General features: G+C 70.2%; 19 protein-coding genes. 10 read left to right on the top strand and 9 right to left on the bottom strand.

Going from position 1 to position 25,478, the window contains the following annotated elements; translation table 11 throughout:
* The first annotated feature begins 55 nt into the window (after positions 1-55).
* A complete protein-coding gene (locus AB0J90_RS11750) occupies positions 56-1,213 on the top strand; it encodes an NAD-dependent formate dehydrogenase (RefSeq protein WP_363594812.1) in 1,158 nt (385 codons plus the stop codon).
* 101 nt (positions 1,214-1,314) lie between these two features.
* Here the strand turns inward: AB0J90_RS11750 and AB0J90_RS11745 are convergent, their stop codons facing one another.
* Entirely contained in the window at positions 1,315-2,136 is an 822-nt protein-coding gene (locus tag AB0J90_RS11745) for a TrmH family RNA methyltransferase (RefSeq protein ID WP_363594810.1), read from the bottom strand.
* A gap of 238 nt (positions 2,137-2,374) precedes the next feature.
* Between AB0J90_RS11745 and AB0J90_RS11740 the strand changes: the two genes are divergently transcribed.
* The 5 genes from AB0J90_RS11740 (at position 2,375) to AB0J90_RS11720 (ending at position 9,052) form a co-directional block, all read left to right on the top strand.
* Entirely contained in the window at positions 2,375-3,370 is a 996-nt protein-coding gene (locus AB0J90_RS11740) for a 2-dehydropantoate 2-reductase (protein ID WP_363594808.1), read from the top strand.
* Between the two features lie 327 nt (positions 3,371-3,697).
* Positions 3,698-5,233: an aldehyde dehydrogenase family protein gene (locus AB0J90_RS11735; protein WP_363595033.1), complete on the top strand. Its 1,536-nt coding sequence runs from the start codon at positions 3,698-3,700 to the stop codon at positions 5,231-5,233.
* 108 nt (positions 5,234-5,341) lie between these two features.
* A complete protein-coding gene (locus AB0J90_RS11730) occupies positions 5,342-6,178 on the top strand; it encodes a TIM barrel protein (RefSeq protein WP_363594806.1) in 837 nt (278 codons plus the stop codon).
* Between the two features lie 59 nt (positions 6,179-6,237).
* Complete coding sequence (gene gcl, locus AB0J90_RS11725) at positions 6,238-7,962, top strand: glyoxylate carboligase (protein ID WP_363594804.1); 1,725 nt, start codon at positions 6,238-6,240, stop codon at positions 7,960-7,962.
* Positions 7,963-8,296: 334 nt separating this feature from the next.
* Positions 8,297-9,052, top strand: coding sequence for a GntR family transcriptional regulator (locus AB0J90_RS11720; RefSeq protein ID WP_363594802.1), 756 nt, complete (start codon positions 8,297-8,299; stop codon positions 9,050-9,052).
* A 183-nt stretch (positions 9,053-9,235) separates the two neighbouring features.
* Here AB0J90_RS11720 and AB0J90_RS11715 read toward each other — a convergent pair whose 3' ends face one another.
* Positions 9,236-10,963, bottom strand: a complete 1,728-nt coding sequence (locus tag AB0J90_RS11715; RefSeq protein WP_363594800.1) for a thiamine pyrophosphate-binding protein — start codon at positions 10,961-10,963, stop codon at positions 9,236-9,238.
* A gap of 1,186 nt (positions 10,964-12,149) precedes the next feature.
* On the opposite strand from AB0J90_RS11715, the gene AB0J90_RS11710 reads away from it, so the two are divergent.
* Entirely contained in the window at positions 12,150-12,356 is a 207-nt protein-coding gene (locus AB0J90_RS11710) for a hypothetical protein (RefSeq protein WP_363594798.1), read from the top strand.
* Between the two features lie 7 nt (positions 12,357-12,363).
* Here the strand turns inward: AB0J90_RS11710 and AB0J90_RS11705 are convergent, their stop codons facing one another.
* From AB0J90_RS11705 to frc, 5 genes are all read right to left on the bottom strand, one after another.
* Positions 12,364-13,401, bottom strand: coding sequence for a TerC family protein (locus AB0J90_RS11705; protein WP_363594796.1), 1,038 nt, complete (start codon positions 13,399-13,401; stop codon positions 12,364-12,366).
* Complete coding sequence (locus AB0J90_RS11700; protein WP_363594794.1) at positions 13,398-13,976, bottom strand: hypothetical protein; 579 nt, start codon at positions 13,974-13,976, stop codon at positions 13,398-13,400. Before AB0J90_RS11700 ends, AB0J90_RS11705 begins: the two co-directional genes overlap by 4 nt.
* Before the next feature lies 1 nt (position 13,977).
* Positions 13,978-15,384 carry an Nramp family divalent metal transporter gene (locus AB0J90_RS11695; protein WP_363594792.1) on the bottom strand — a complete coding sequence of 469 codons (1,407 nt, stop codon included), beginning with the start codon at positions 15,382-15,384 and terminating at the stop codon, positions 13,978-13,980.
* Positions 15,385-15,660: 276 nt separating this feature from the next.
* Entirely contained in the window at positions 15,661-17,829 is a 2,169-nt protein-coding gene (locus tag AB0J90_RS11690; RefSeq protein ID WP_363594790.1) for an acetate--CoA ligase family protein, read from the bottom strand.
* Positions 17,830-17,896: 67 nt separating this feature from the next.
* Positions 17,897-19,126 carry a formyl-CoA transferase gene (gene frc / locus AB0J90_RS11685; protein WP_363594788.1) on the bottom strand — a complete coding sequence of 410 codons (1,230 nt, stop codon included), beginning with the start codon at positions 19,124-19,126 and terminating at the stop codon, positions 17,897-17,899.
* 265 nt (positions 19,127-19,391) lie between these two features.
* Between frc and sucC the strand changes: the two genes are divergently transcribed.
* Entirely contained in the window at positions 19,392-20,570 is a 1,179-nt protein-coding gene (gene sucC / locus AB0J90_RS11680) for an ADP-forming succinate--CoA ligase subunit beta (protein ID WP_363594786.1), read from the top strand.
* Positions 20,571-20,575: 5 nt separating this feature from the next.
* Positions 20,576-21,463, top strand: coding sequence for a succinate--CoA ligase subunit alpha (gene sucD, locus AB0J90_RS11675; protein WP_363595031.1), 888 nt, complete (start codon positions 20,576-20,578; stop codon positions 21,461-21,463).
* 67 nt (positions 21,464-21,530) lie between these two features.
* Here sucD and fdhD read toward each other — a convergent pair whose 3' ends face one another.
* Positions 21,531-22,388 carry a formate dehydrogenase accessory sulfurtransferase FdhD gene (gene fdhD, locus AB0J90_RS11670; RefSeq protein ID WP_363594784.1) on the bottom strand — a complete coding sequence of 286 codons (858 nt, stop codon included), beginning with the start codon at positions 22,386-22,388 and terminating at the stop codon, positions 21,531-21,533.
* A 61-nt stretch (positions 22,389-22,449) separates the two neighbouring features.
* Entirely contained in the window at positions 22,450-23,820 is a 1,371-nt protein-coding gene (locus AB0J90_RS11665; protein WP_363594782.1) for an OFA family MFS transporter, read from the bottom strand.
* Positions 23,821-24,049: 229 nt separating this feature from the next.
* Between AB0J90_RS11665 and AB0J90_RS11660 the strand changes: the two genes are divergently transcribed.
* On the top strand, positions 24,050-25,372 hold the full coding sequence (locus tag AB0J90_RS11660) for a molybdopterin molybdotransferase MoeA (RefSeq protein ID WP_363594780.1): 1,323 nt from the start codon (positions 24,050-24,052) through the stop codon (positions 25,370-25,372).
* Positions 25,373-25,478 lie beyond the last annotated feature (106 nt).

The raw sequence follows: 25,478 nt of genomic DNA, 5'->3' as shown, positions 1-25,478 counted from the left end.
CTCTCCATTTCCGGGCCGCCGTCCGTCCCAATCGCAATGAGAAGAGGAACCGCTCATGGCGAAAGTGCTGTGTGTGCTCTACGACGACCCGGTAACCGGATACCCGAGTTCCTACGCACGGGACAGCGTGCCGCAGATCAACCACTATCCCGGCGGGCAGACCGTACCGAGTCCGGAAAAGATCGATTTCACGCCGGGCGAGCTGCTCGGCAGTGTCTCCGGTGAACTCGGCCTGCGTGCCTATCTCGAATCGCAGGGCCACACCCTCGTCGTCACCTCGGACAAGGAGGGACCCGACTCGGCCTTCGAACGGGAGCTCGCCGACGCCGAGGTCGTCATCTCCCAGCCGTTCTGGCCGGCGTACCTGACCGCGGAGCGGATCGCCAAGGCGCCGAAGCTGAAGTTGGCCGTCACCGCCGGCATCGGCTCGGACCACGTCGACCTGACCGCCGCGATCAACCGTGGCATCACGGTCGCCGAGGTGACCTACTCCAACAGCATCAGCGTGGCCGAGCACGTGGTGATGATGACGCTGGCGCTGGTCCGCAACTACCTCCCCTCGCACCAGTGGGTACGCGACGGCGGCTGGAACATCGCCGACTGTTCGGCCCGTGCCTACGACCTGGAGGCGATGTCGGTCGGTACGGTCGCCGCCGGCCGGATCGGCCTGGCGGTGCTGCGCCGGCTCAAGCCGTTCGACGTGGCACTGCACTACACCGACCGGCACCGGCTCGCCCCGGAGATCGAGGCGGAACTGAACCTCACCTGGCACCCGGACGCGGAGTCGATGGTCCGGGTCTGCGACGTGGTGACGATCAACTGCCCGCTGCACCCGGAGACCGAGAACATGTTCGACGAGGCGCTGCTGGGCAAGATGAAGCGCGGGTCGTACCTGATCAACACCGCCCGCGGGAAGATAGTCGACCGGGACGCGGTGGTACGGGCGCTGGAGTCCGGCCAGCTCGCCGGCTACGCGGGCGACGTGTGGTACCCGCAGCCGGCGCCGGCCGACCACCCGTGGCGGACGATGCCGCACCACGGCATGACCCCGCACACCTCCGGCACCACCCTGTCGGCGCAGGCGCGTTACGCCGCCGGCACCCGCGAGATCCTGGAGTCCTATTTCCAGGGTCGACCGATCCGGGACGAGTACCTGATCGTCGACGGCGGGAGTCTGGCCGGGACGGGCCAGCACTCGTACAGCGCGGCGTAGGTCCCGCGCGCTGTGCCGCCCCGTGACGGCGTAGACCGGTGGTCCCCCGCCGGCCTGCGCCGTCGAGGGCGTTCACCGCATCAACCGCACCGCACGACAACTTACCTCCGTGCCCGCTGCCGGGCGGCCTCGTAGAGGACGACGGTTCCGGCCGCGGCCGCGTTCAGGGAGCTGGCGGCGCCGGTGATCGGGATCCGGACGGTCCGGTCGGCCGCGTCCCGCCAGGCGGCGCTGAGCCCGTGCGTCTCGTTGCCGACCAGCACGACCCTCGGCCCGGTGAGGTCGTAGTCGGCGACGTCGACCTCACCGTGCTCGTCGGTGCCGACGATCTCGACCGGCAGGTTCCGGCCGCGCAGCTCGGTCACCCAGTCGACGACCTCGCGGTGGGTCGCGACCCGGACGACCGGGGTGGCGAACAGCGACCCGGTGCTGGCCCGGACCGCCTTGGGGTCGTAGGGGTCGGCCGCGTGCCCGGTGATCACCACTCCGGTGGCGCCGAACGCGTCCGCCGAGCGGACCAGGGTGCCGATGTTGCCGGGCGTGGTCGGCCGGTCGAAGACCACCACCAGCAGGTCGGCCCGTTCGGGCAGCCGGTCGAGCCGGTCCTCGGGCAGCTCCACCACGGCGAGCAGTTCGGGTGACTCCTCTTCCTTGCCGCCGAGTTCGCGCATCAGCTCCGGGGCGAGCACCACGCGGGTGGTGTCGACCTGGTCGAGCAGGTCCCGCCCCCACCGCGACAACCCCTGGCCGTACGGGTGCAGCAGGGCACGGATGGTCCAGCCGTGCTGCACCGCGAGGGTGATCGGTCGTACGCCCTGGACCAGGAACTCGCCCGCCCGTTGCCGCTTGGTGCGGTTGGTCAGCAACGCCTGCCACTGCTGGAAGCTCGCGTTCCGGGTGGTGATCTTCAACGTCTTCGCCACGCTGTGGACTAACCCCTCCTCGCCGTCGACCGCCGGCCGCGTCCTTGCTGCGTGCCCGGTGTCCGGCATGCCGTCGGAGCTGACCCTACAGCGGGCCGTACGCGGCAAGGCGTCACCGGCGCCCGTTCCGGGCGCTGGTCGCCGAGGCTTGTCAGTGACGAACCCCTATTGCATACTGTACTCCCCATAACGCATACAGAAGCCTGGTCTTTTTGTGTGCGCTCGAAGGGAGCAGCCCGTGCGAGTCGCAGTGCTCGGAGCAGGCGCCATCGGCGCCTACGTTGGCGCGGCCCTCTGCCGCGCCGGAGTGGACGTTCACCTGATCGCCCGCGGTGCGCACCTGGCCGCGCTGCAACAGAACGGAGTCCGGATCCTCAGTCCCCGTGGGGACTTCTCGGCACATCCGCACGCCACCGACGATCCCGCCGCGGTCGGGCCGGTGGACTACGTGTTCCTGGGGCTCAAGGCACACTCCTACGCCTCGGCAGGGCCGCTGCTCGCTCCCCTGCTCGGGCCGCAGACCGCGCTCATCGCCGCCCAGAACGGCATCCCGTGGTGGTACTTCCACAAGCTCGACGGCCCGTACGAGAACCAGCGCATCCAGGCGGTGGATCCCGACGGTCAGACCTCGGCGGTGATGGAACCGGAGCGGGCGATCGGCTGCGTGGTCTACCCGGCCACCGTGATCGAGTCACCCGGGGTGATCCGCCATCTCGAAGGCACCCGGTTCTCGATCGGCGAACCGGACGGCACGATCTCCCGTCGCTGTACGGAGTTCAGCGCCGCGATGATCGCCGGCGGCCTGAAGTGCCCGGTCGAACCTCGGCTGCGGGACGACATCTGGATCAAGTTGATGGGCAACGTCTCCCTGAACCCGATCAGCGCCCTGACCCGGGCCACGATGATCGAGATCTGCGAGAACCCCGGCACCCGCCGGGTGGTCGCGCAGATGATGGAGGAGACGCTGGACATCGCCGCCCGCGTGGGCAGCAACCCGGAGATCTCCATCGCCAAGCGGATCGACGGCGCGCAGCGGGTCGGCCACCACAAGACCTCCATGTTGCAGGACCTGGAGGCGGGCAAGGAACTGGAACTGGACGCCATCGTCGCGGCCGTGGTGGAGATGGCCGACATCACCAGCGCCCCCGCACCGACCCTGCGTACCGTGTACGCCGCCACCGACCTGCTGGCCCGGTCCGTGGCCCGTCGGGCGGCGATACCCACCGCCGCCTGATCCGCCGGCCGCTGGTCGCGGGACCCGGCCTCGCCCCCGGTGACCCCCGCGCAGTCGCTCCACCTCCGACCGATGCGGTCGATCCGCCACCGGAACCGCCGCGAAACCGCACGCCAGAAGCTGTTGTCCGCCAACCGAGCCTTGCACTGGATCTACGGACAGCATACTGTATGCAGTACGCCGATTGGCTCCAACCGTGAACACCGGGATCCGGTGCCGGCCAGCCAACGGCGCGACGCCGGCGTCCTCGGCGTACCAGACGCCTGACGCGACCCGGCCCGCCAGCACATCCGCAGGACACCCGACGCCCTGGAGGCTCCCGTGCCCCTGATCCTCAAGCCTGGCACTGCCTGGCCAGACGTCTATGCCCGCTGCCGGACGGTGGCACCCGAGGCATTCCTCGACGGCCGCCTCTGCAACTACTGGGACGGCCGGTGGCAGCCCGACGGCGTGCCCGCCCTGGCCACCTCACCCGTGGACGGGACGCCCATCGCCGGCCCACCCAGGGTGACCGGGGAAACCGCGACCGCCGCGGTCCGCGCCTCACTCGACACCCACCGGACCTGGTCCGCCCTGCCGCTGGCCGAACGCAAGGCACGGGTCGGCGCCGCACTGGACGCCCTGACGGAACACCGTGACCTGCTCGCGCTGCTCCTGGTCTGGGAGATCGGCAAGCCCTGGCGGCTGGCCCGGGCCGACGTCGACCGGTGCATCGAAGGGGTCCGCTGGTACGTCGACGAGATCGACGACATGCTCGACGGTCGGGCCCCGCTGGCCGGTCCGATCAGCAACATCGCCAGTTGGAACTACCCGATGAGCGTCATCATGCACGCGATGCTGGTCCAGGCGCTCGCCGGCAACGCGGTGATCGCCAAGGCGCCCTCCGACGGCGGGGTGAGCTGCCTGACCCTGGCCGTGGCCATCGCCGCCCGCCACGACCTGCCGTTCACCCTGATCAGCGGCGGCGGCGCCGAACTCTCCTCGGTCCTGGTCGCCGCTCCGGAGATCGGCTGCGTCTTCTTCGTCGGCGGTCGCGACGTCGGTGGCCAGGTGGCCGCCGGACTGGTCGACTCGGACAAGCGGCACGTGCTCGAACAGGAGGGGCTCAACTGCTGGGGGGTGTGGGAGTTCAGCGACTGGGACCTGCTCACCACCAACGTGCGCAAGTCCTTCGAGTACGCCAAACAGCGCTGCACCGCCTACCCCCGGTACGTGGTGCAGCGGTCGCTGTTCGACGAGTTCCTCGCCGCGTACCTGCCCGCCGTGCGCGGGGTGCGGTTCGGGCATCCGCTGGCGGTCGAACCCGGACAGGAGGACTTCCCGGAACTCGACTTCGGCCCCCTGATCAAGGACGCGAAGGTCAAGGAGCTCACCGACGCGGTGAACGAGGCGATCGACAAGGGCGGCGTACCGATCTACCGGGGTTCGTTGGACGGCGGTAGCTTCCTGCCGGGTCAGGACACGTCGGCGTACCTGCCGCCGACCGCGATCCTGGCCCCGCCGCCGTCCTCGCCGCTGTTCCACGCCGAGCCGTTCGGTCCGGTCGACACCATCGTCCTGGTCGACACCGAGGCCGAACTGCTGGCCGCGATGAACGCCAGCAACGGCGCGCTGGTTGCCTCGATCGCGTGTGACGACGAGGCGACCGCGTACCGGCTCGGCGCCGAGTTGCAGGCGTTCAAGGTCGGCGTGAACCGGCCCCGCTCGCGTGGGGACCGGCAGGAGGTCTTCGGCGGCAAGGGCGCGTCCTGGCGCGGCGCCTTCGTCGGCGGCGCGCTGCTGGTGCACGCGGTCACCGAGGGGCCCGCCGACGAACGGCTGTACGGCAACTTCCCTTCCCATGCCCGGTATCCGGCGGTGTGAGGTCCCACCGCCAGCCGCCGCCCGTGCCGTCGCGACCGGCGCGGGCGGCGGCACCGGTCCACCCCCATCTGCCGGTCCACCGGCCCGGTCCGCAAGGAGTTCCCGCGCATGACGGCACACGACCTCCGGTTCGACGTGAACCTCTCCATCCTGTTCACCGAACTCCCGCTGCTCCAACGGCCGGCGGCGGCCGCGGCCGCCGGCTTCGACGCGGTCGAGTTCTGGTGGCCGTTCGCCGAACCGGTTCCGGCCGACCGCGACGTCACGGCCTTCCTGAACGCGCTCGACCACGCCGGGGTACGGCTCGTCGGGCTGAACTTCGACGCCGGTGACATGGCCGCGGGCGACCGAGGTCTGCTCTCCCAGCCGGCGAACTCGGTCCGCTTCCGGGCCAACATCGACGCGGCGGTCGGGATCGCGGAGGCGACCGGCTGCCGGGCCCTGAACGCGCTGTACGGCAACCGGGTGGACGGGGTCGATCCGGCCGAGCAGGACGACCTGGCGGCGGAGAACCTGGCGCTGGCTGCCGAGGCGGCCGCCGGTGCCGGCGCGATCGTGCTGCTCGAGCCGCTGAACAGCGCGCAGAACCCGGCCTACCCGCTGGCGACCGCCGCGGACGTACGCGCGGTGATCGACCGGGTACGGGTCGGCTCCGGGCAGCACAACGTACGGCTGCTCTGCGATCTGTACCACCTGGCGAGCAACGGCGAGGACCTGGAGAAGGTGATCACCACGCACACCGGCCACATCGGTCACGTCCAGATCGCCGACGCGCCGGGACGCAACCAGCCCGGCACCGGCGAACTCGACCTCGACGGGTTGCTCGCCCAGCTCGAACGAGCCGGCTACCGCGGCTACGTGGGCTGTGAGTACAAGCCGCTCGGCCCCAGCGCGGACAGCTTCGGATGGCTCCCCCGCGAACGCCGCCCGTCCACCCGGCTCTGACCGGCCGCCGTCCGTCCACTACCGAACGATTCCCCGCCCATTCGAGAGGTATGGAAACTATGGCCAAGATCCCCTGCATGGAAGCGGTGGTCGCCGTGCTCAGGTCGGAGGGCGTGGACATCGCGTTCGGCTGTCCCGGCGCCGCCATCCTGCCGCTGTACGCCGCGCTGAAGAACAGCGACATCAGGCACCTCATCGTCCGGCACGAGGAGGGCGCCACCCACATGGCGGACGGCTGGGCGCGTACCAACGGTCGGGTCGGTGTCGCCATCGGCACCTCCGGACCGGCCGGCACCAACATGATCACCGGGCTATACACCGCACAGGCGGACTCCATCCCGATGATCTGCATCACCGGGCAGGCGCCCACCACGAAACTGCACCAGGAGGCGTTCCAGGCGGTCGACATCGTCGAGATCGCCAAGCCGGTGACCAAGTGGGCGGTGCAGGTGAAGGAGGCCGCGCAGGCGCCGTGGATCTTCCGGGAGGCGTTCCGGATCGCCCGGTCCGGCCGCCCCGGCCCGGTCCTGATCGACCTGCCGCTGGACGTGCAACGCCAGGAGATCGAGTGGGACGCCACGATCGACGCCCCGCTGCCGGTCACCCGGGTCGAGCCGCATCCGCCGCGGGTGGAGCGCGCCCTGGACCTGCTGCTGGCCGCCGAACGACCGCTCATCCTGGCCGGCGGCGGGGTGATCCTCGGCGAGGCGACCGACCTGCTGCGCGAGCTTGCCGAGACGCTGGACATCCCGGTCCAGGTCACCCTGATGGGCAAGGGTTCACTGCCGGAGGACCACGACCTGTTCGCCGGGATGACCGGGATCCAGACCACCCAGCGCTACGGCAACGCGTCCTTCCTGGAGTCCGACCTGGTGCTCGCGCTCGGCGCCCGGTTCGGTGACCGGCACACCGGTGACCTGGAGACCTACCGCGGCGAGCGGAAGTTCATCCACGTCGACATCGAGCCCACCCAGATCGGCAAGGTGTTCGGGCCGGACCTCGGTGTCGTGTCCGACACCGGCGCGTTCCTGGCGGCACTGCTCGACGCGGTCCGCCGCCGCGGCGCCGAGGTCGACCGCGAGCAGTGGGTGTCGCGGGTGCGTACGCTGCGCCGGACGCTGACCCGCCGGGACGACTTCGACTCGGTGCCGATCAAGGCACCCCGGGTCTTCCGGGAGATCAACGAGTTCTTCGGCCCGGAGACGTACTTCGTCACCGCGATCGGCCTGTACCAGATCTGGTCCGGGCAGTTCCAGAACGTGTTCAAGCCCCGGCACTACCAGGTCTGCGGCCAGGCCGGGCCGCTCGGCTGGGAGATCCCGGCCGCGATCGGGGTGAAGTCGGCCAGGCCGGACGCCGAGGTGGTCGGCGTGGTGGGCGACTACTCGTTCCAGTTCCTGGTCGAGGAGCTGGCGGTCGCCGCCCAGTACAACGTGCCGTTCGTGCTGGTGATGCTCAACAACGAGTATCTCGGCCTGATCCGGCAGGCCGAGATCGGCTACGACATGAACTTCGAGGTGGACATCCACTACGACGAGTACGGCACCGACAACGTCAAGATCATGGAAGCGTACGGCTGCTCCGGCCGTCGGGTCACCGAGCCCGGCGAGATCGGCGACGCGCTCGCCTGGGCCAGCAAGGAGGCCAAGCGCACCAGCCGGCCGGTGCTGGTCGAGGTGATGGTCGAACGCGAGGCGAACACCGCGCACGGCGCCTCCATCGCGAAGGTCAACGAGTACGAGCCGGTGCCCGAGAGCGTGCCGGCACAGGCGAGCGTCCACTGACCGGTCCGGTCCCACCGGTTGCCCGACTTCCATTCGGCGGCCGGTCCCGGCATCCGCGGGCGTCGCGGCCCGCGGTACCCGAGCGGGGACCGCGCCGCCCGCCGGACCGTCGACCCGCCCCGGTCGCCGCCGGCACCCCGGCGCACGTCCACCCCGGTGGACGTGCGCCGGTGGCTACCCCGACACGTACGGGCACAGCGGTCGACGTCGCCAGCGCATCGACGCAGCCCAGGCTCGCCGCAAGCGCGAAGAACCATTGCATCTCGGCGACTGTATGCTATGAACACATTCGGGCGGCGTGCGTCCGATCGATCCAACAGAGCCGGAGGTTTCCATGACGGACTGGGACTCGAGCCCGCCAGCCGCCGCCAGCGGTGGACGACGGCTCGCCGCCGCACGAGCCGAGGCTCGGGCCGTACGCCAGCCGTTGGAGCGTCCCGCACCCCTGCGCCAGGCGGTCTACGACGTGATCGCCGAAATGATCATCAACCGGGAGCTGCAACCGGGTGAGCACCTGGTCGAGAACGAGCTGGCCGCGCAGCTCGGAGTGAGCCGGCAACCCGTCCGCGAGGCGCTGCAACGGCTGCACAGCGAGGGTTGGGTCGACCTGCGTCCCGCCCTCGGCGCGTTCGTCCACGTACCGACCGAGGCCGAGGCGGACCAGCTCCTGGCCGCCCGTACGCTGCTCGAAACCGAGTCGGCCCGGTTGGCCGCGCGGGGGGCGACGCCGGAGCACATCGAGCATCTCTGGAGCCTTCAGCGCGCCGGTGAGAAGGCGCTCAGCGACGACGACCAGGAGGGCATGGTCGCCGCCAACGCCGCCCTGCACGCGTACGTGGTGTCGATGTCGGGCAACAACGTACTGGCCGAGCTGATCGCGCTGGTCGACCGCCGGGTGCGCTGGTACTACCTGCCGATCGCGCGGTCGCGCGGCCGGGAGGCCTGGGACGAGCACGCGGCCCTGATCGAGGTCATCGCCAGCCGCAACGGCAAGCGCGCGGGCGACATGATGCGCCGGCACACCGAACGGACCCGGGAGAGCTACCACAAGCGGCGCAAGGAGGCCGCTGAGCGGGAGGCTCTGGCCTGATCGGCAACACCCGGTACCCGTCACCACCCCTCGCCGGGTGGTGGCGGGTATCTGCGTCGCAGAACGCGGACGACCTGCGTCCATCCCCCACACACGCCGGCGTCGACCGGTACGGCTCCCGCCGCGCCGGTCGACGCCGGTCCGGCCAATCCCCACTGGCCGGCAGTGCGGGGCCGAAGGCCCCTACTTGTACATCGTCTGGTTCATGGTGCCGGGGGCGTACGCGTCGGGGTCGACCCAGACGTTGATCAGCGAGGGCAGTCCGGACTCCCGGGCCCGCTGCATGGCCGGGCCGATGTCCTCGGGGTTGCGCACCTCCTCGCCGTACCCGCCGAGCATCCGGGCGAACTCGTCGTAGCGGACGTCGCCCAGGGTGTTGCCGACGCGGGCGCGGGCGGCCCCGTACTTCTGCGCCTGGCCGTAGCGGATCTGGTTCATCGACGAGTTGTTGCCGACCACGCCGACGAACGGCAGGTTGAACCGGACCAGGGTCTCGAAGTCCCAGCCGGTGAGGCTGAAGGCGCCGTCGCCGAAGAGCGCGACGACCTCCTTGTCCGGCCGGCCGTACTTCGCGGCGAGCACGAACGGGATGCCGACGCCGAGCGTGCCCAGCGGACCGGGGTCCATCCAGTGTCCCGGCGACTTCGGCTGCACCACGCCACCGGAGAAGGTCACGATGTCGCCACCGTCGCCGATGTAGATGGAGTCCTCGGTGAGGAACTCGTTGATCTCGTGCGCCAGCCGCAGCGGGTGGATGGGACTGGCGTCGGAGAGCTGGCGCGGCAGCCGCTTCTCGTACGCCGCGGTCTCCTCGGCCCGCAGCTCGGCGAACCAGGGCTTGCGGCCCGCGGCGCCGTTGTCGATCCGGCCGGACGCGGCCTGCGCCACCGCGGCGAGGATCGCGCCCGGGTCGCCGACCAGACCGAGGTCGATGTCGCGGTTCTTGCCGACGGTGCGGTAGTCGAGGTCGATCTGCACCACCGTGGCGTTCTTCGGCAGCCGGCGGCCGTAACCCATCCGGAAGTCGAACGGGGTGCCGACGATGACGATGACGTCGGCGTTGTTGAACGCGTACCGTCGCGACAGGTGGAAATGGTGCGGATCGCCGGGCGGCAGCGTGCCGCGCGCCGAGCCGTTCATGTACGCGGGGATGTTGAGCGTCCGGACGAAGTCGATCGCGGCGTCGCTGCCCCGCGCGGTCCAGACCTGGGTGCCCAGCAGCACGGTCGGCTTCTTGGCCTTGACCAGGATGTCGGCGAGCTGCTGGATGGCCGCCGGGTCGCCGATGCTCTTGGTCGAGGCCCGGTAGCGGCCGGGTTCCGGGATGGTGCAGTCGGACAGGCGCACCTCGGCGTCGAGCACGTCGCGCGGGATCTCCAGGAAGGACGGTCCTGGAGCTCCGTTGTACGCCTCGCGGAACGCCATCGAGACCATGTCGGCCGCGCGGGCGGTGTGCGGCACCGTGGCGGCAAACTTGGTGATCGGCGTCATCATGTCCACGTGCGGAAGGTCCTGCAGTGACCCCATCTTGTGCTGGTTGAGCGCGCCCTGGCCGCCGATCAGGAGCATCGGGCTCTCCGCCCGGAACGCGTTCGCCACGCCGGTGACGGCGTCGGTGGTGCCGGGCCCGGCGGTGACGACCGCGCACCCCGGCTTGCCGGTGGCCCGCGCGTAACCGTCGGCCGCGTGCGCGGCGACCTGCTCGTGCCGTACGTCGACCACCGCGATGCCCTCGTCGACGCAACCGTCGTAGATGTCGATGATGTGGCCACCGCAGAGCGTGAAGATGACGTCGACGCCCTCTGCCTTGAGCGCCTTCGCCACCAGGTGTCCACCGGAGATCCGCTCCGGGTCGCGACTCGGCTCGGCCAGGATCGGGTCCACGACGGATTCCCTCGCGGTCTGAACCATGTTTCTCAACTCCCTTGAGTCGCCACCGGAGACCTGCGTGCACGGATGCGGCGGGTCCGGCGGTGTTGGGCTGGAAAACTGCTCCGGGACGCAGGCGGGCGCGGCGCGGCGGGCGCGCTCGGCGCACGGCCGCACATCGGCTGCTCGACCAGGGCAACCTCCCCTGTCCACGGCTGGGCACGATCGCGCACCGAGGGCCGGGACGGGCCGGGCGGCACGGATCGCGGGTGAAGTGCGGCGCCGGCGGTGGTCGCGGCACGCGCTCGATGTCGCTGACGAGTCATGGGCTTCCTCCGCCACCCTGAGGATTGCATACCGTATGGGGTAGGCAATATCGTGGCCCATGTAACAGCGGGGTGTCTAGGGGGTAGCGGCAGGTTTTCCGCAGGAGCGCCACCGTCCTCTTCGCGTACGCCTTGATGGCAGGCGCGACGTACGGGTCACGCTCAGCTCGCACACTCCCTCCTCCCCTCGATCCGAAAGCGCCGAGGTACAGCCTCTGAGCTGGATCAATGCCGATAGGGCCGTTACACGTCCGACCTGGAGCTCACCGCGAGTAGCCGAGCGGGCCGGTCACCACCGGCCGCCAGGAGGGACCGCACGGGTGTCGCCGGTCCACTCCGGAACAGCGGCCGGGCGCGGTCGTCGGGGCCGTGGCCTTGGTCACTGGATCAAATTTTGCATACAAAAGCCTGTATGCTGGAGCCAGGCCCACGGGGATCGAGCCAACGAAGCAGGTCTGCGGTGAACGGAAGCACCTCCCCCACGAGGGGCCGGGACACCACCACCCGGCGCCGACACGGGGAGCCGTACCAGCCGACGGTCGCGTACCGTCCTCGAACCCCCGCACCACAACGGGCCGCCCGCACCGGTGAATCAACGCCGAGTACGGGCCAACCCCGGTCCGGGGCGTCGCGCCCCGAGCCGCACCGCGGAGCCCCCACCTCCGAGGTGACCGTGCACAGCCCACGGGCCGGATCCGGCCCCGGGGAGCACACCCAGATCGTCACCCGGGACGCCCGAGGGCCCGAGCCTGCCAGCTCGGACCCTCGGCGACCACATCGAGCACACGCGCCCGTCCCGCTGGGAGCAACGCCGCACCCAGCCCTGGACGCGCAGCCGGTACGCACCCTCCCGCGGGGCGTCGTCCCGCGGGAACGCCTATAACCGACGAGGTGAAGAGGTCATGGCAACCCAAGGAGAGTTCGTACGTTTCCTCAACCGAATCCAGCGCGGGCTCAACCTCCCGCGTGGATTCAACGCCGACGGTCGCACCCTCGGGCTCGGCCTGGCGCTCGCCCTGGAATCCCAGCGCCGAGCCACCCGGCCGAGCGACGAGGAGATCGCGCGGCTGCTGGACGAGCACACCGAGGACGACCTCGTGAAGCTGTGACAACCGATCAGGACGCATCACGTTCCGCCATGGCGACTTCCGAGGCCCGTGGCTGACCGTCGTCCGTAGCACCACCGGTCGGGACGGCGGCGGGCTCTGCCGCCCGTCGTCCGTCCCGCCGGGTCTTCAACAGGCTGGCAACGGTGGTGACCAGCAGCGTACCGAGGATGACGCCGAGCGAGACGAGGATCGGCACCTCCGGCGCCCACTCCACACCGTCGTGGTGCAGTGCCTCCAGGACCAGCTTCACGCCGATGAAGGCGAGGATGAGCGCCAGCCCCTTGCTGAGGTACACCAGCCGGTCCAGTAGGGCACCGATCAGGAAGTAGAGCTGCCGCAGGCCCATCAACGCGAACGTGTTCGCGGTGAAGACCAGGTACGGCTCCTGGGTCAGGCCGAAGATCGCCGGAATCGAGTCCAGCGCGAACAGCAGGTCGGTGGTACCGATGGCGACCATGACGATCAGCATCGGGGTCACCATCCGCCGACCGTCGATCCGGGCGAACACCGACGCGCCGTGGTACGACTCGGTCGTCGGCAGCACCCGGCGGACCGTACGCAGCGCGACGTTCTCCGAGAACTCGTCCTCCTGTTGCGGCCCGACCAGCTTGATCGCGGTGTAGATCAGGAACGCGCCGAACAGGTAGAAGAGCCAGTCGAACCGGGTGATCGCCTGGGCGCCCGCGGCGATGAAGACGCCCCGCAGCAGCAGCGCGATCACGATGCCGATGAGCAGCACCTTCTGCCGGTACTCCACCGGCACCGCGAACCGGCTCATGATGATGACGAACACGAACAGGTTGTCGACACTGAGCGAGTACTCGGTGAGCCAACCCGCGAAGAACTGCCCGCCGTACGTGGCGCCGGCCGTCCCCGTCAGGACCAGGCCGAAGGCGACCGCCGCCAGGATGTAGAAGCTCACCCACGCCACGCACTCCCGGAAGGACGGGTCGCGTGGATTGCGGGCCACCAGGTAGAAGTCGATCGCGATCATCACGATGAAGGCGATGATCGTTACCGCCCACACCCAGCCGGGCAGATTCATGCCCTACCTCCGGTCCGGGGCCGGATCAGCCGACCCAATCCCTGCCCGGCGCCGCGGTTCCGCCGCCGGTTCTCCCGCGCCTGCCACTGCGCCTGCGCGTGTTGGACGTAGAAGCCGTACAGCCGCTCGGCGGGCGGGTTGTCCGGCTGGATCCGGCGCAGCCAGCCCGGCGCGAACCGCTCGTGCAACCAACTGAACCCGATGGCGAACCCGAGACTGATCATCGCCTGGTACGCGAGGAAACCGAGGACGTCCGGCGGCAGCGCCGGCCGGCCCGCGATCAGCAGACCGGCCAGCACCTCGTGGACGAGTCTGGCCACCGGGAACCCGACGAACCAGTAGAGCCCGGCCGGCGCGAACACCCCGGGCGTGATGATCCCCGCCCCGAGCAGTGCGCCGAACCCGCCACCGATCAACGCCAGCGGCAGGCCGAGGGCGACACCGGTGGCCACCGCCCAGCCGATCGGCTGGCCCACGATCAGGGCGAGTCCCAGGGCCGCCAGTCCGGCGCTCGCACCGATACCGGCACCGGGGATCGCGATCTGACCGAGATCTCTCATCCGCTTGGTGGTCATCTCAACCCACCACCACGCCGAATCGGACCAGGCTGTAGATCAGCATGCCCAGGTAGAACACCGCGCCGAACCCGATGACCAGGTTCTGCACGATCCCCGGGCGGATCGGTTTGGGCAGCATCCGGTTGTTCACCAGGAGCAGCACCACGCAGTAGGTGCCCATGGCGAACGTGGACAGGAAGGCCAGTACGTCGAGGATCGCGCCCGGACCGTCGGCGGGGCCGAACAGCAGGATCAGGATCCCGAACGTGATCACGCCCCAGAGGAAACCGGCGTAGAGCTTCGACATGCCGAACTTCTTCGCCCCACGGATGAAGTGGTAGCTCATGTCCGCCTGGCCGCGCGAGAACGAGTCGAACAGACCCAGCGTGGCGTTCAGGCCGATCAGGGCGATGAAGCCGAGGAAGATGCCGCGCAGCACCGGCGCTCCGGCCGAGGCGAAGGCGTCCGCCATCGCGGTCAGCGCGACCTCCCGGTCACCGTCACGGATCAGCCCGGCGACGTTGGGGCTCTCCCGCGCCGCGGTCTGGGCCAACACGGTGAACGAGATGGTGACCAGCATCGTGATGCCCCAGAAGAGCAGTACGGCGTCGAAGGTCACCCACTTGCGCCAGCCCTTCCACTTGCGCATCTCGGCCGGGTTGTCGGTGTCGAACATGAACCCGCGCGAGGGCATCTCGTCCTCCGCACCCGCCGACCGCAGTCCACGGATCTTCGGAATGTGCGCGCCCATGCCGGCACCCGAGTCACGCAGGTGCAGCGTGTACCACATCTGCTGCATGCCGGACGGACCGGCGAACGCGATCGCGCCGACCAGCACCGGGAACCAGGCTGCCGACATCGCCTCGTCCGGCAGGTAGCCGAACCGGAACATACCGCCGAGGGTGGCGGTGACGTCGCTCCACTGACCGACCAGCGAGGCCGCCACCGAGGTGCCGACCACCAGCACGCCGATCAGGATCCCGAGCAGGCTCTCCAGCAGGGGGTAGATCACCGAGGCGAGGCTGAACAGGATGCCGACCAGGATCAGGCCGATACACGCGGTGACGACCCAGGGTACGCCGCTCACCTCCTCGAAGGCGGCGGCGCCGGTGGACAGATGGCCCGGCCAGATATAGACCAGGATCGCCACCCCGAAGAAGAACCACATCAGTGGTTTGAACACCCGGGCAGCGCCGAAGAAGATGCTCTCGCCGGTGGCCATGGCGTACCGGGCCATCTCGAGCATCACGAAGGCCTGGAGGGTCACACCGATGAGGAACAGCCACCGGATCTCCGGGCCGAACACCAGGACCAGTCGGGGCCACATGTACGCCTCGCCCATGCCCACGCCGAGCGCGACGAGGAACACGGTGGGGCCGAGCAGGTGGACGGAGGGGGGTGCGTCCGGCAGTTCCCGGATCGGCATCGGCTCGAGCTTGCCGGCCCGCCAGACACGCTGCTCGCCGGACCGGGGTGTAGGGATGGACGTGGTGGTGCTGGGTGGGGCCGTGGCACTTCCCCCCTGGGGACGGGGGGCAGGATCGTTTGATGCGTCCACGTTGGACCTCCTCGGGACCTAGTGGCTGGGGGGTCTGGGGGACGGAACCAGACCCCGACGTCATGTCCTGTTCGCCTCCTGGCCGCGCAGCGGTCGCTGTCGCAGGTTTCCCCTCGGCAAGACCGGTGCCGCGGGTCTGTCGGATCAGCCGCCGGTGCTCGGGTCGGCCCCGATGAGGCCTGCGGCCCGGGCCCAGCGGTACTTCGCACCGAGCACGGCGACCGGCTTCTCCGTGGTGTACGGATAGGCCACGATCCCGTGCCGGTACAGGTGCTCGCTTGCCTGCTCGACCTCCACGTCGCCGGCGAGCGAGGCGACGACGGGCTTGTGGATGCCCTTGGCCCGGAACTCCTCCACCACGTCGACCACCAGCTCGGCGAAGACCATCGGCGGGGTGACGATGGTGTGCCAGTAACCGAGGATCAGCGAGTGGATCCGGGGGTCGGACAGGCCGAGCGCGATGGTGTTCCGGTAGGTCGACGGTGGTTCGCCACCGGTGATGTCCACCGGGTTGCCGGCCGCGCCGAAGGGCGGGATGAACTTGCGGAACGCCTCGTCGAGGTCCGGCGGGATCTCCATCAGGCGCAGGCTGTTGTCGACGCAGGCGTCGGAGAGCAGTACGCCGGAGCCGCCCGCGCCGGTGATGATGACGACGTTCTCGCCCTGCGGGGTCGGCAGCAGCGGGATACCGCGGGCGTACTCGAGCAGGTCGTTGAGGCCGGGGGCGCGGATCACGCCGCTCTGCCGCAGGATGTCGTCGTACACCTTGTCGTTGCCGGCGAGCGCGCCGGTGTGCGAGCTGGCGGCCTTGGCGCCCTGGTCGGTCCGGCCGGCCTTGAGCACCAGCACCGGCTTGGTCTTCGAGACCCGCTTGGCGGTTTCGGCGAAGGCCCGGCCGTCCTTGAGGTCCTCCAGGTGCATCGCGATCAACTGGGTGTTGGGGTCGGTCTCGAAGAAGGTCAGCAGGTCGTCCTCGTCGATGTCGGCCTTGTTGCCGACGCCGACGATCGAGGAGACGCCCATCTTCGCCGACCGGCTGAACCCGAGGATCGCCATGCCGATGCCGCCGCTCTGCGAGGAGAGGGCGACACCGCCCTTGACGTCGTACGGCGTGCAGAAGGTCGCGGAGAGGTTCTCCGGCGTGTAGTAGTAGCCGTAGATGTTCGGCCCGAGGATGCGTACGCCGTGCCGGCGGGCGATGGCCACGACCTCGTCCTGCAGCTCGTGGTTGCCGGTCTCGCCGAAGCCGGAGGGGATCAGGATCGCCCCGGCCACGCCCTTGGCGCCGACCTCTTCGAGTGCCTGCGGCACGAACTTCGCCGGGATGGCGAAGACCGCGACGTCCACCGGTCCCGGTACGTCGGCGATGCTCTTGAACGCCTTGCGGTCCAGGATCTCGTCGGCCTTCGGGTTGATCGGGTAGATCTCGCCCTGGTAGCCGCCGTTCACCAGGTTCTTCATCACCGAATTGCCGATCTTGCCGGTTTCGGCGGACGCACCGATCACGGCGACCGCGGCGGGTCGCATGATCCGGTTCATGCTGGCCAGGATCTCCTCCTCGGAGAACCGTTCCGGTGTCCTGGCCGCTTCGTCGTCGACCAGGATCCGCACGTCGACCGCGGTCGCGCCGGACGCGGTCGCCAGCACCGGGTTGAGGTCGACCTCGGCCAGCTCGGGGAAGTCGGTGACCAGGTCGGACAGCCGTCGGATGAGGCCGGCCAGCACCTCGCGGTTGGCCGGCTCGGCGCCGCGTACGCCGCGCAGGATCTCGGCGGCGGCGATCCCGTCGATCATCGACAGCGCGGTCTCGTGGTCGGCCGGGGCGAGCCGGAAGGTCACGTCCTTGAGCACCTCGACCAGCACGCCGCCGAGCCCGAACGCGACCACCTTGCCGAAGGTTTCGTCGGTCACGGTGCCGACGATCACCTCGTGGCCGGAGGTGAGCAGTTGCTGCACCTGCACCCCGACGATCCGGGCATCGGTCCGGTACGCCTTTGCGTTGTCCACGATGGTCTGGAATCCGTCGGCCACCTCGGCCGGCGTCTTCAGTCCGACCAGCACACCGCCGGCCTCGGTCTTGTGCAGGATGTCCGGCGAGACGATCTTCAGCACCACCGGCAGGCCGATCTGCCCGGCCAGGGTCACCGCCTCGTCGGCGCTGGTGGCCAGCCCTTCCTGCGGCGTGCTGATGCCGTACGCCTCGACGACCAGCCGGCCCTCGGGCGCGGTCAGCGAGTCACGGCCCTCGGCCCGGACCTGGTCGAGAACCCGGCGTACCGCCTCGCGGTCGTAGCTGGTTGCGTTATCTGACATTTCCTCGTCTCTCCTTCGGACCGAACGCCCCGCCGGTCGCGGCGGACGACTGTGAACAGCGGGATGGTCAGATCACACCGGCGGCGCGCAGGTCGGCGACCTGGCTCTCGTCGTAGCCGAGTTCGCCGAGGACCTGCACGGTGTGCTCACCGAGCAGGGGCGACCGCTCGATCTCGACGGTCGAGTCGGACAGCTTGATCGGGTTGCCGACGGTCTTGTAGACGCCCCGCTCGGGGTGTTCGACCTCGACCACCGAGCCCAGTTCGGCGAGGGTGGTGTCCTCGATCAGCTCCTTGGTCGACAGGATCGGCCCGCACGGAATGTTGTGCGCGTTGAGCTTCTCCATGACCTCCCACTTGGTGTGCTTCTCGGTCCACTCCTCGATCAGCGCGAACGCCTTGTCGAGCTTGGCGAGCCGTACCGCCGGGGTGTTCCAGGCCGGGTCGTCGGCCAGCTCCGGCTTGCCGATCAGCTCGGTGATCGGCTTCCAGCCGACCGGCTGGATGATCACATAGATGTAGTCGTTCGGTCCGCCCGGTGCGCAGCGCACGGCCCAGCCCGGCTGGCCGCCGCCGGAGGCGTTGCCCGAGCGCGGCACCTCGTCGCCGAAGTTCTCGTTGGGGTACTCCCCCAGCGGCCCGTGCGCCAGCCGCTGCTGGTCGCGCAGCTTCACCCGACACAGGTTGAGCACGGCGTCCTGCATGGCGACCTGGACCCGCTGGCCCCGGCCGGTGTTGGTGCGCTGGTACAGCGCGGCGAGGATGCCGGCGACCAGGTGGATGCCGGTGCCGGAGTCGCCGATCTGGGCGCCGGTGGCGGTCGGCGGGCCACCCTCGAAGCCGGTGGTGCTCATCGAGCCGGCCATCGCCTGGGCGATCACCTCGTACGCCTTGAAGTTGGCGTAGCGGCCCGGCCCGAAGCCCTTGATGGAGGCGTAGACCAGGCCGGGGTTGATTTCCTGCAGTCGTTCCCAGGGGAAGCCGAAGCGCTCCACCACACCGGGCCCGAAGTTCTCCACCAGGATGTCCACACCGGACACCAGCGAGGTGAAGATCTCCTTGCCCTGCTCGCTCTTCATGTTCAGCGTGATGCTGCGCTTGTTGGCGTTGAGCATCGTGAAGTAGAGGCTGTCCACACCGGGCAGGTCGCGCAGCTGGGCGCGGGTGATGTCGCCCGTGCCCGGGGCCTCCAGCTTGATGACGTCGGCGCCCAGCCACGCCAGGATCTGTGTGGACGAGGGACCGGACTGCACGTGTGTCATGTCGAGGACGCGGATGCCCTCCAGTGCCTTACCCATGAGCCAACCTCCTGTACGTGACACGCCACGTGTTGCTGATCAGGGGATTCACACCCGAGGTGTGCGTCGCGTGGGTCCGCCGACGACCATCGGATCATCGACACCCTCCACGCCCTCGGGGATTGCATACCGTATGGGGTAGGCAATATCGTGGCGCATGTAACAGCGGGGTGTCTAGGGGGTAGCAAAACGAATTCCGGTTGACCCTCCGCGGACCTCGACTCGGACGCCACCACCACGAAGGTCAAGGAGAGGGAGGCCCTCTGTGGATCTGTTGGAGCACCAGGCACAGGACCTGTTCGCCAAACACGGCGTACCTGTGGGTAGGTACCGCGTGGCCGACACCGCCGAACAGGCCCGCGAGGCCGCCGCCGAGATCGGCGGCCGGGTCGTGGTGAAGGCCCAGGTGAAGACCGGGGGCCGGGGCAAGGCCGGCGGCGTCAAGCTGGCCGACGGCCCGGACTCGGCGTACGACACGGCGAGCGCGATCCTCGGCATGGACATCAAGGGACACACCGTCGACCGGGTGCTGGTCACCGAGGCCAGCGACATCGCCGACGAGTACTACGTCTCGCTGCTGCTCGACCGGTCCAACCGATCGTTTCTCGCCATGGTGTCCCGCCAGGGCGGCATGGAGATCGAGCAGGTGGCGGTGGAGCAGCCGGACGCGTTGATCCGGCTGCCGATCGACCCTGCCGAGGGCGTCAGCGCCGAGACCGCGACCCGACTCTGCGTCGACGCCGACCTCCCGTCCGACGTGCACGACGGCGTACGGGACGTGCTCGTGCGGCTCTGGACGGTGTTCCAGGCGGAGGACGCGACGCTGGTGGAGATCAATCCACTGGCGAAACTGGCCGACGGCTCCGTACGCGCCCTCGACGGCAAGGTCACCGTCGACGACAACGCCCGCTTCCGCCACCCCGCGCACGCCGAGTTCGTCGACACCGCCGCGGCCGACCCGCTGGAGGCCCTCGCCGCCGAGAAGCACCTCAACTACGTCAAGCTCGACGGCGAGGTCGGGGTCATCGGCAACGGAGCCGGCCTGGTGATGAGCACCCTCGACGTGGTCGCGTACGCGGGTGAGGAGTTCGGCGGGGTCAAGCCGGCCAACTTCCTCGACATCGGCGGCGGCGCCTCGGCCGAGGTGATGGCGAACGGGCTGGAGATCATCCTCGGCGACCCGGCGGTGCGCAGCGTCTTCGTCAACGTCTTCGGCGGCATCACCGCCTGCGACGCGGTCGCCAACGGCATCGTGCAGGCGATCGAACTACTCACCCGCGACGGTGCTCAGATCACCAAGCCGCTGGTGGTACGGCTGGACGGCAACAACGCCGAGGAGGGTCGACGGATCCTCACCGCAGCCGCACTGGAGTGCGTACGGACCGTGGACACGATGGACGGTGCGGCTCGCCTCGCCGCCCAACTCGCCGCCAAGGGGGCATGACAGCGATGGCAATCTTCCTGACCGAATCCAGCCGCGTACTGGTCCAGGGCATCACCGGCACCGAGGGCACGAAGCACACCCGTCGGATGGTCGCCGCCGGCACCAACATCGTCGCCGGGGTCACCCCCGGCAAGGGCGGCCAGCAGGTCGACGGCATACCGGTGTTCGACAGCACCGCCGAGGCGGTCGCGGCCACCGGGGCCGACACCTCGGTCGTCTTCGTACCGCCCCGGTTCGCCAAGGCCGCGGTGATCGAGGCGATCGACGCCCGACTGGCCCTGGTCGTCGTGCTCACCGAGGGCATCCCGGTGCACGACACCGCCACCTTCTGGGCGCACGCGTGCGCGACCGGCAACCGTACCCGGATCATCGGCCCGAACTGTCCCGGCCTGATCAGTCCCGGACAGTCCAACGCCGGCATCATCCCGCCCGACATCACCGAGCGCGGGCGGATCGGGCTGGTCAGCAAGAGCGGCACGCTGACCTACCAGCTCATGCACGAACTGCGCGACTTCGGCTTCTCCACCTGCGTCGGCATCGGCGGCGACCCGATCGTCGGGACCACCCACATCGACTGCCTGCAGGCGTTCGAGGACGACCCGGAGACCGACGCGATCGTGATGATCGGGGAGATCGGCGGCGACGCCGAGGAACGGGCCGCGGAGTACATCGCGGCCCACATCACCAAGCCGGTGGTGGGTTACGTGGCCGGCTTCACCGCGCCGGAGGGCAAGACCATGGGGCACGCCGGCGCCATCGTCTCCGGCTCCTCCGGCACCGCGGCGGCGAAGCAGGAGGCGCTCGAGGCGGTCGGGGTACAGGTGGGCAGGACGCCGTCGGAGACCGCCCAACTGATGCGCGAGACGCTGCTGTCCCGGATGGCCACCCGGTAGCACCGAAACTCCCGGCCTTCCCCGTCGACTGGCGGGGGAGGCCGGGAGGCTGTGGTCGTACCCGTGGTCAGGACAGTGCGCCGGCGGCCGGAGCCCGGTCGACGAGCCCCAGCCGGTGCGCGCCGGTGTAGACGTTCATCGACGAACCGCGCAGGAAACCGACCAGGGTTAGTCCCGAGTCGTCCGCGAGGTCGACCGCGAGCGAGGACGGCGCCGACACCGCGGCGAGCGCCGGTACGCCGGCCATCACCGCCTTCTGCACCAGTTCGAACGAAGCCCGGCCACTGACCAGCAGCACCGTGCCGCGCAGCGGCACCCGTCCGGAGCGCAGCGCCCAACCCACCACCTTGTCGACGGCGTTGTGCCGCCCGACGTCCTCGCGCAGGCAGAGGAGCTGGCCGGCGGCGTCGAACAGCCCGGCGGCGTGCAGGCCACCGGTACGGTCGAACACCCGCTGCGCGGCGCGCAGCCGGTCGGGCAGCTCCGCCACCAGCTCCGGGGTGACGCGCAGCGGGTCCTCCGCGACCGACCAGGCCGCGGTGGTGCGTACGGCATCCAGGCTGGCCTTGCCGCAGAGGCCGCAGGACGACGTGGTGTAGAAGTTGCGTTCCAGGGACGGGTCCGGCGCCGGCACCCCGGCGCCGAGCACCACGTCGACCACGTTGTACGTGTTGACCCCGTCGTCGGTCGCCCCGGCGCAGTAGCGGATCCCGGCTACGTGGTCCGAGCGCTGCACCACACCCTCGCTCACCAAAAATCCCGCGGCCAGGTCGAAGTCGTCGCCCGGCGTACGCATGGTGATGGTGAGCGCCCGTCCGTTGACCCGGATCTCCAGCGGCTCCTCGGCCACCAGCGTGTCCACCGGCTCGGTGACCGTCCCGTCGACCACCCGCACCACACGACGTCGGCTTGTCACCCGTCCCATCTGCCACCACCCATCATCGCTTCGTATCCACCGCGGCGGTGCGCAACGGCGGCCCGCCCGATCAGAACTCGTCCGGGCGCAGCCGGGGCAGGACCGACAGCGTCGGCCGGCCCGGTTGCCGCATCCCGCTCGTCAACAGTGCGCCGACCAGCCCCAGACAGCCAGCCACGACAAACGCCGCGATCGCGCCAGGCGTACCGATCACCAGTCCGGCGAACCCGATGCCCACCAGCCCGCCGACCGCCTTGCCGGTGTAGACGATGCCGTAGTTCAACAGGGTCGCCTCGCCGCCGAACCAGTCGCGTACCAGGCTGACCAGCAGAGAGTATCCGGCGCCGGTGCCCGCGCCGGCGAGTCCGGCGAACGCCACCACCGCCACCACCTGCTCCGCGTGTACGGCAGCGAGCAGGCCGAACTGGGCCACTCCCCCGATCGCCAGGGCGAGTCCGAGCGTACGGCGGCGGCCCAGCCGGTCGGAGAGCGAACTGGTGAACGCCCGACCGATCCCGGTGGCGGCGGCCAGGACGCCGATCGAGGCGACGATCAGGAACGGCTGGTCGGCCCGGTGGTGGGCGAAGCCGACCAGGTACGCGATGTCGAACAGGGCCATCGCGGCGGTCAGCACCACGAGGAGGAACATCACCGGCAGCATTCCGCTGCGGACCGCCGCCCGGGGCGAGTAGTGACGGATGGCGGGCATGTTGTTCGGGATGCTGCGGTTGAGCCGTCGGTCGACCGCCCACCGCTGCGGGTCGAGATGCGCCGGCCACCAGTGCCGGGGCGGCTTGCGCAGCAACAGTCCGCTGACCCCGACCACGGCAAACACGGCAACCGCCGCGCCGTCCAGGACCACCGGAAGATTCCCCAGCCCCAGCGCGTACGCGGCGACCACGACGAACGGGATCGCGCCGTAGCCGAAGGCGCCGCTGACCACGCCGACCATGGTCGCGCTCCGCTCGGGGAACCACTCGCTGACGGTGGCGATGCAGGTCAGGTAGACCAGCCCGGCGCCGATCCCGCCGAGCACCGAGTAGCCCAGCAGCACCGTCGCCAGGTCCCGGCTGTGCCCGAGCGTGATCAGGGCGACCAGGCCCAGCGTCGCGCCGGTCAGCATCGGTACGGCGAGCCGGACCCGGACCCGCCGGTAGAGCCAGACCGCTGGCAGCGCGGTGCCCGCCTGGCAGACGATCCACACCGCCAGTACGGTGAACGCCTCCCACAGGGTCCAGCCGTTGGCCCGGACGAGGGCCGGGATAGCGGCGCCGAAGCCGTACTGGAACAGGCTGATCGCCAGCATCGAGGCCCAGCACAGCCGGAGCATCCAGGTGCGTGAGCGTCCCATCAGGTCGAAGTCGGTCTCCCCGACGCGGTAGCGACGCCCGTACACGTCGCGTACCTCTCGCGTGGGAACGGCATTCCTGGCGTCCGGCATCCCTGGTACCTCCACCTGTCACCGTGCGGCCGCGCGTCAGGAACCCCCGATCGTCGGCCATTGTATACTGTATGTTACGTGCACTAGTGTCTACCAGCGACGCGCGGCTGTCCAGGATCAATCGATTTCCGCCCCTCGGGTCGGGCACGATGGACTGGCCGGCCCGGCAACCGACCGGAAGACTGCGAGGGACGCTGATGAGCCAGTTGCAGGACCGGGAGACCCGGTCATGACCGCCATCGGCTGGCCCGACGCCCGGCGGATCGCCCGAGCGGTTGGCAGCCCGCTGGACCGGATCGACGTCGCGCTGTCCGACGCGCTCGGCGCCACCCTCGCCGCACCGCTCGTGGCTCTCTCCCCACTGCCGGCCTACGACGCGGCCGCCATGGACGGGTACGCCGTGTCCGGCGCCGGGCCGTGGCAGGTGGTCGGCCGGGTACTCGCCGGCGACCCCACCCCGGTCGCCCCGCTGCGCCCCGGCACCGCGGTGGAGATCGCCACCGGCGCCCTGGTGCCCGCCGGGGCCGACGCGGTGCTGCCGTACGAGCGGGCCCGGTGCCGGGCCGACCGGATGCACGGCGAGATCGAACCCGGTCGGCACATCCGGCGTCGCGGCGACGACTGTCCGCTCGGGGAACGGGTGCTGCCGGCCGGCAGCCTGGTCACCCCGGCACTGCTCGGCCTCGCCGCGAGCCTCGGGCACGACCGGCTGGCGGTGTTCCGCCGTCCCCGGGTCGGCGTGGTGGTGACCGGCGCCGAACTGCTCTCCGCCGGGCTGCCGTCACCGGGACGGGTCCGGGACGCGATCGGCCCACTGCTGCCCGGCCTGGTGCACGCGGCCGGCGGCGAGATCGCCTGGACCGTCCGGGTGACCGACGACCAGGCCGCCCTGGTCGACGCGATCCGGCGCCCCGGCGCCGACGTGACGGTGGTGTGTGGGGCAACCTCGGTGGGCGCCGCCGACCACCTGCGCGCCGCCCTGGATGCGGTGGCGGCGCTGGTCCGGGTGCACGGGGTGGCGTGCCGGCCCGGCCACCCGCAACTGCTCGCCACGACGGCGGACGGCCGGGCGGTGATCGGACTGCCCGGAAACCCGTACGCGGCGCTGGTCGCCGGGCTCACCCTGCTCGCCCCGCTGCTGGGCCGGCTCGCCGGCCGCGTGGACCGGCCGCCGGTGACGGCCCGGCTGACCGGACCGGTGAAGGTGCTCGACCGGGACACCCGACTGGTGCCGGTCGCGCGGGTCGGCTCGGTGGTGGTCCCGGTCGGTCACGACCGCCCCGGCCTGCTCTGGGGCGCGGCCGAGGCGCACGCGCTGGCGGTCGTACCGCCGGGCTGGCAGGGCGCCGAGGTGGAACTGCTCGCCCTGCCCGGTGCGGAGGCGGCAGCGACCGTACCGGTGGTGGTGGCCGCCGCCGACCCGGCCCAGCCGCTGCAGCAGCCGCCGGACGGCCCCGAAGCCGGTACCACCGGTGCCGGCACCGCTGTCGGCGCGAGCGGAATCGGCCGGAGCGAGGAGCGGCTGCCCGCCGCCGCTGGCGCGGAGGCGTGACACCTGCGAGCACGCGGGGGTGATGCCCCGATGGCGCGGGCGTGACGGCCCGGCAGGGTCGCGGGGTCCCAGGGTCGCGGGGGTTCCAGGGTCGCGGGGTCCCAGG

It is taken from the genome of Micromonospora sp. NPDC049523 (assembly GCF_040676775.1).
Classification (GTDB): Bacteria; Actinomycetota; Actinomycetes; order Mycobacteriales; family Micromonosporaceae; genus Micromonospora_G.
Note: the sequence above shows the minus strand (reverse complement) of the source record. Positions and strands in the feature narration are given on the sequence as shown.